7 protein-coding genes and 1 pseudogene are annotated in these 5,975 nt (G+C 51.8%); 5 read left to right on the top strand and 3 right to left on the bottom strand.

The features are described 5' to 3' along the window. Window positions 1-2: 2 nt before the first annotated feature. The 4 genes and pseudogenes from FC814_RS23770 to FC814_RS21895 all read left to right on the top strand — a co-directional run bounded on the left by FC814_RS23770 (window position 3) and on the right by FC814_RS21895 (window position 1,372). Window positions 3-59 carry an IS1 family transposase gene (locus FC814_RS23770; RefSeq protein WP_003032489.1) on the top strand — a complete coding sequence of 19 codons (57 nt, stop codon included), beginning with the start codon at window positions 3-5 and terminating at the stop codon, window positions 57-59. Window positions 60-74: 15 nt separating this feature from the next. After that, window positions 75-485 (top strand): annotated as a pseudogene (gene aphA, locus FC814_RS21885) (acid phosphatase AphA); the annotation flags it as partial. 110 nt (window positions 486-595) lie between these two features. Further along, window positions 596-1,012, top strand: coding sequence for a secondary thiamine-phosphate synthase enzyme YjbQ (locus FC814_RS21890; protein WP_000270381.1), 417 nt, complete (start codon window positions 596-598; stop codon window positions 1,010-1,012). Between the two features lie 3 nt (window positions 1,013-1,015). Continuing rightward, window positions 1,016-1,372, top strand: coding sequence for an MmcQ/YjbR family DNA-binding protein (locus tag FC814_RS21895; protein ID WP_000155671.1), 357 nt, complete (start codon window positions 1,016-1,018; stop codon window positions 1,370-1,372). A 165-nt stretch (window positions 1,373-1,537) separates the two neighbouring features. Here the strand turns inward: FC814_RS21895 and uvrA are convergent, their stop codons facing one another. Continuing rightward, window positions 1,538-4,360 (bottom strand): excinuclease ABC subunit UvrA, encoded by a 2,823-nt coding sequence (gene uvrA / locus FC814_RS21900; protein WP_000357757.1) that lies wholly within the window; start codon window positions 4,358-4,360, stop codon window positions 1,538-1,540. A gap of 250 nt (window positions 4,361-4,610) precedes the next feature. Here uvrA and ssb1 point away from each other — a divergent pair, with 250 nt between their 5' ends. Beyond that, window positions 4,611-5,147 (top strand): single-stranded DNA-binding protein SSB1, encoded by a 537-nt coding sequence (ssb1, locus tag FC814_RS21905; protein WP_000168309.1) that lies wholly within the window; start codon window positions 4,611-4,613, stop codon window positions 5,145-5,147. A gap of 98 nt (window positions 5,148-5,245) precedes the next feature. Here ssb1 and FC814_RS21910 read toward each other — a convergent pair whose 3' ends face one another. After that, a complete protein-coding gene (locus tag FC814_RS21910; RefSeq protein ID WP_000224317.1) occupies window positions 5,246-5,527 on the bottom strand; it encodes a YjcB family protein in 282 nt (93 codons plus the stop codon). Window positions 5,528-5,916: 389 nt separating this feature from the next. After that, entirely contained in the window at window positions 5,917-5,973 is a 57-nt protein-coding gene (locus FC814_RS23775) for an IS1 family transposase (RefSeq protein ID WP_003032489.1), read from the bottom strand. Between the last annotated feature and the right edge of the window lie 2 nt (window positions 5,974-5,975).

A 5,975-nucleotide genomic window follows, 5' to 3' on the forward strand; every position in this document is an offset into this window, starting at 1 on the left:
CGGTGGAGCTGCATGACAAAGTCATCGGGCATTATCTGAACATAAAACACTATCAATAAGTTAGAGTCATTACCTGGGAAAAGATGAACAATGGTTGGGATGAATTCAGCATTCCAAAAGAGGTCGCACGTCAGCTAATTGATATACATGTCCGCCGTGGCGATACCATCTTTTTTGTGACTGGTCGTAGCCCAACGAAAACAGAAACGGTTTCGAAAACATTAGCCGACGATTTCCACATTCCGGCAAGCAGTATGAATCCGGTAATCTTTGCGGGTGATAAACCAGGACAAAACACGAAAACGCAGTGGTTGCAGGATAAAAATATCCGAATGTTTTATGGTGATTCCGATAATGATATGACTGCCGCGCGTGATGTCGGCATTCGTGGTATCCGTATTCTGCGTGCCTCCAACTCTACCTACAAACCCTTGCCACAAGCGGGTGCTTTTGGCGAAGAGGTGATCGTTAATTCAGAATACTGATAGTGCGGGAGAGTGTGTTACTCTCCCGAATGCTGTTTTTTTAATCACACCTTTATCCTTTCGCTGTCTTGCTGCAAACTGATTAAGAGAGTTTTATCAAGGAGCAGCACATGTGGTATCAAAAGACGCTCACGCTTAGCGCCAAATCTCGCGGGTTTCATCTGGTAACGGATGAAATTCTGAATCAACTGGCAGATATGCCGCGTGTTAATGTCGGTTTACTGCACCTGTTGCTGCAACACACTTCCGCCTCTCTGACACTTAATGAGAATTGCGACCCCACGGTACGCCAGGACATGGAGCGTTTTTTCCTCCGCACTGTTCCCGATAACGGAAACTATGAGCATGATTATGAAGGGGCAGATGATATGCCTTCTCATATCAAATCCTCAATGCTGGGAGTATCGCTTGTTTTGCCAGTGCATAAAGGACGTATTCAGACCGGCACCTGGCAGGGTATCTGGCTGGGGGAACATCGTGTCCACGGCGGATCGCGTCGCATCATCGCGACACTACAAGGGGAGTAAAAAATGACCATATCGGAGTTGCTACAATATTGCATGGCAAAACCTGGCGCTGAACAGAGCGTTCACAGCGACTGGAAAGCGACGCAAATCAAAGTGGAAGATGTGCTGTTTGCGATGGTGAAAGAAGTGGAAAATCGCCCGGCGGTTTCGCTGAAAACCAGCCCGGAACTGGCGGATCTTCTGCGTCAGCAGCACAGCGATGTACGTCCCAGCCGACATCTGAATAAAGCGCACTGGAGTACCGTATATCTCGACGGATCGTTGCCGGATTCGCAAATCTATTATCTGGTCGATGCGTCGTATCAGCAGGCGGTGAATTTGCTGCCGGAAGAAAAACGCAAATTGCTGGTACAACTCTGAAAGGAAAAGACCGTTCAGAAAGCGGCCTGATATTGCTGAAAAACTGGCTTAAAAGTCAAAAGCGGCACGGTTTTCCCCCTCGCCCCGGAGGGGCGAGGGGACTGTCCGAGCACATTTTTAGACTTTGTCATCAGTCTGAGGCCGCTCAGAAAGCGGCCTTTGTGATTACAGCATTGGTTTGAGGAAGCGCGCTGTATGCGAAGCTTCGCACTCCGCGACGGTTTCTGGCGTACCGGAGACGAGGATCTCGCCGCCGCCGCTGCCGCCTTCCGGGCCAAGATCGACAATCCAGTCGGCGGTTTTAATCACGTCCAGATTGTGCTCAATCACCACAATGGTGTTGCCCTGATCGCGCAGTTTATGCAGTACGTCGAGCAGTTGCTGAATATCGGCAAAGTGCAGACCGGTGGTCGGCTCATCGAGAATATACAGCGTCTGCCCGGTGCCGCGTTTTGATAGCTCACGCGCCAGCTTCACGCGCTGGGCTTCACCACCGGAAAGCGTGGTGGCGGACTGCCCGAGGCGGATGTACGTCAGGCCAACGTCCATCAACGTTTGCAGCTTACGCGCCAGCGCCGGTACGGCATCAAAGAACTCTCGCGCCTCTTCGATGGTCATATCCAGCACTTCGTGGATGGTTTTGCCTTTGTACTTTATCTCCAGCGTTTCGCGGTTATAGCGTTTACCTTTGCACTGGTCGCACGGTACGTAAATATCCGGCAGGAAGTGCATTTCAACTTTGATCACGCCATCGCCCTGACAGGCTTCGCAGCGTCCGCCACGGACGTTAAAGCTGAACCGTCCTGGCGTATAACCGCGCGCGCGGGATTCCGGTACGCCCGCAAACAATTCGCGCACAGGCGTAAACACGCCGGTATAGGTTGCCGGGTTGGAACGCGGAGTACGACCAATTGGGCTTTGGTCGATATCGATGACTTTATCGAAATGCTCCAGCCCCTGAATATCACGGTAGGGTGCCGGTTCGGCGATAGTCGCGCCGTTCAACTGGCGTTGGGCAATCGGGAACAGGGTATCGTTAATCAGCGTCGATTTACCGGAACCTGAAACCCCTGTAATGCAGGTAAACAGGCCTACTGGCAACGTTAGCGTCACATCTTTCAGGTTGTTGCCGCGTGCGCCTGTCAGTTTCAGCACTTTTTCCGGATTCGCAGGGACGCGTTTCTTCGGCACTTCAATCTTGCGTTTACCGCTCATGTACTGCCCGGTCAACGACTCTGGCACTGCCATAATCGCTTCCAGCGATCCTTCCGCGACCACTTCACCACCGTGAACACCTGCGCCTGGACCGATGTCGATAACGTGGTCAGCCGCGCGAATCGCGTCTTCATCGTGTTCCACCACAATCACGGTATTACCAAGATCGCGCAGATGGATAAGCGTACCCAGCAAACGTTCGTTATCGCGCTGGTGCAGGCCGATAGACGGCTCATCCAGCACATACATAACGCCAACCAGCCCTGCGCCAATCTGGCTCGCCAGACGGATACGCTGGGCTTCGCCGCCGGAAAGTGTCTCTGCCGAGCGGGAAAGTGTCAGGTAATTCAGCCCAACGTTAACGAGGAATTTCAGCCGGTCACCAATCTCTTTGAGGATTTTTTCCGCAATCTTCGCGCGTTGTCCAGCGAGTTTGAGATTATTGAAAAACTCCATCGCATGACCGATGCTCATGTCAGAGATTGCAGGCAGCGGCGTATTTTCGACATAAACATGGCGCGCTTCACGGCGCAAACGCGTCCCTTCACAACTGGCGCACGGACGATTGCTGATAAACTTAGCTAACTCTTCACGTACCGCGCTGGATTCCGTCTCTTTATAACGGCGCTCCATATTGTGCAGCACGCCTTCGAACGGATGGCGGCGGATGGAGGTATCGCCGCGATCGTTCATGTATTTAAATTCAATATTTTCTTTGCCAGAACCGTACAGCACCACTTTATGCACGTTTGCGCTCAGACTGCCCCACGGCGCTTCGACGTCAAACTTATAGTGATCTGCCAGTGATTTCAGCATCTGGAAATAATAGAAGTTGCGGCGATCCCAGCCACGGATCGCCCCGCCAGCCAGCGACAGTTCCGGGTTCTGGATCACGCGATCGGGATCGAAATATTGCTGTACGCCGAGGCCGTCACAGGTCGGGCAGGCGCCCGCCGGGTTGTTAAACGAGAACAGGCGTGGTTCCAGTTCGCGCATACTGTAGCCGCAAATCGGGCAGGCGAAGTTCGCGGAGAACAGCAGTTCTTCCGCTTTGGGATCGTCCATATCCGCAACAACCGCCGTACCGCCGGAAAGCTCCAGTGCGGTTTCAAACGATTCCGCCAGACGCTGGGTAAGATCGTCACGCACCTTGAAGCGATCGATAACCACTTCAATGGTGTGTTTCTTTTGCAGTTCCAGTTTCGGCGGATCGGAAAGATCGCAGACTTCGCCATCAATACGCGCGCGGATATAACCCTGACTCGCCAGATTCTCCAGCGTTTTAGTGTGTTCGCCTTTGCGCTCTTTGATGATTGGCGCGAGTAGCATCAGACGTTTGCCTTCCGGCTGCGAAAGCACGTTATCCACCATCTGGCTGACAGTTTGCGCCGCCAGCGGAACGTCGTGGTCCGGGCAGCGCGGCTCGCCGACGCGAGCGTACAGCAGACGCAAATAGTCGTGGATTTCAGTGATGGTCCCCACTGTGGAACGCGGGTTATGAGACGTCGATTTCTGTTCAATTGAGATGGCGGGAGAAAGCCCCTCAATATGATCGACATCCGGTTTTTCCATCAGTGACAGAAACTGCCGCGCGTAGGCGGAAAGGGATTCAACGTAACGACGCTGCCCTTCGGCATATAAGGTGTCGAAAGCGAGCGAGGATTTGCCAGAACCCGAAAGCCCGGTGACGACAATCAGTTTGTCGCGGGGGATAACGAGGTTGATATTCTTGAGATTATGGGTGCGGGCGCCCCGAACTTCGATCTTATCCATTCACCTTTCCCGGATTAAACACTTTTTTGCCCGGCGGCATGGCGCTACCGGCGATCACAAACGGTTAATTATGACACAAATCGACCTGAATGAATATACAGTATTGGAATGCAAAACCCGGAGTGCTGTGTAACAATGTCGGGCCATGTTTGTTTACCGGAACCGAGGTCACATCGTGGTAAAACCGCTATTGGTAATGCTACAATCGCGCGTTTACACTTATTAGAACGTTTTTTTCAGGAGACACGACATGGCCAGCAGAGGCGTAAATAAGGTTATTCTCGTTGGTAATCTGGGCCAGGACCCGGAAGTACGCTATATGCCGAATGGTGGCGCAGTTGCCAACATTACGCTGGCTACTTCCGAATCCTGGCGTGATAAAGCGACCGGCGAGATGAAAGAGCAGACTGAATGGCACCGTGTTGTGCTGTTCGGCAAACTGGCGGAAGTTGCCAGCGAATATCTGCGTAAAGGTTCTCAGGTTTATATCGAAGGTCAGCTGCGTACCCGCAAATGGACTGACCAATCAGGCCAGGATCGCTACACCACAGAAGTCGTGGTGAACGTTGGCGGCACCATGCAGATGCTGGGTGGTCGCCAGGGCGGCGGCGCACCGGCAGGCGGTAACGTCGGTGGCGGTCAGCCGCAGGGCGGTTGGGGGCAGCCTCAGCAGCCGCAGGGTGGCAATCAGTTCAGCGGCGGTGCGCAGTCTCGCCCGCAGCAGTCCGCTCCGGCAGCGCCGTCTAACGAGCCGCCGATGGATTTCGATGACGACATTCCGTTCTGATTTGTCATTAAAACAATAGGTTATATTGTTTTAATGTGGGTGATTAAAGCATCCGCCAGCCATAAAAAAGAAGCCTCCGTTATGGAGGCTTCTACATATCAGGTCAAAATCATCGGCCACTGTGGTGGAGTTTGACCCATCCCTTCCACCATCACCGACTCAATGTTGTGCCAGATGGCAGTAATATCGGTCATTGTGATGCCAAGCAACCCCATTGCGAACCAACAGGCGGAAACCACGCCCAGACCGCTACTAATCACTGCCAGCCCGACATAATCAGAGCGCCGGAAACGGATGTTGAGCGTGCTGGCCAGAAACATCAATATGGCGCTAAGAAGCTGCCAGCGAAGGAGAACCACGCCAGTGGTGAGGGTAGCCATCAAACATTTCCTCTGAAAATTACCAAGCCCTGGATAGCACGGCATTACTCACGGGGGGCGTGATACACTCTGGCTATCGCGGGACTTTCAGAACATAAAATGAAACACTTAGTTTGTTTCATAAATTTTTGTGAACTATATCACAATTGTTCGTTTGTTAGCCAGATTATGCTGCTACTTTTATTGCTGCACTAATTATATGGTTTTTAAGTGAAATCGAGACAATGCACAATAAAGAAATATTGTAACTTCCTGCCTGACCTGCATTTTTTCAGCAATGCCCTTTTGATATCAGCGAGTTATTTTTATTTAAACAAAGATTATGAAGGTATCAATTTCAAATCAGGCAAAAGTGCTATTTATACCGTAAGATTGGTAATGACTCCAACTTATTGATAGTGTTTTATGTTCAGATAATGCCCGATGACTTTGTCATGCAGCTCCACCG

Source organism: Escherichia sp. MR (genome assembly GCF_005280595.1).
GTDB lineage: Bacteria > Pseudomonadota > Gammaproteobacteria > Enterobacterales > Enterobacteriaceae > Escherichia > Escherichia ruysiae.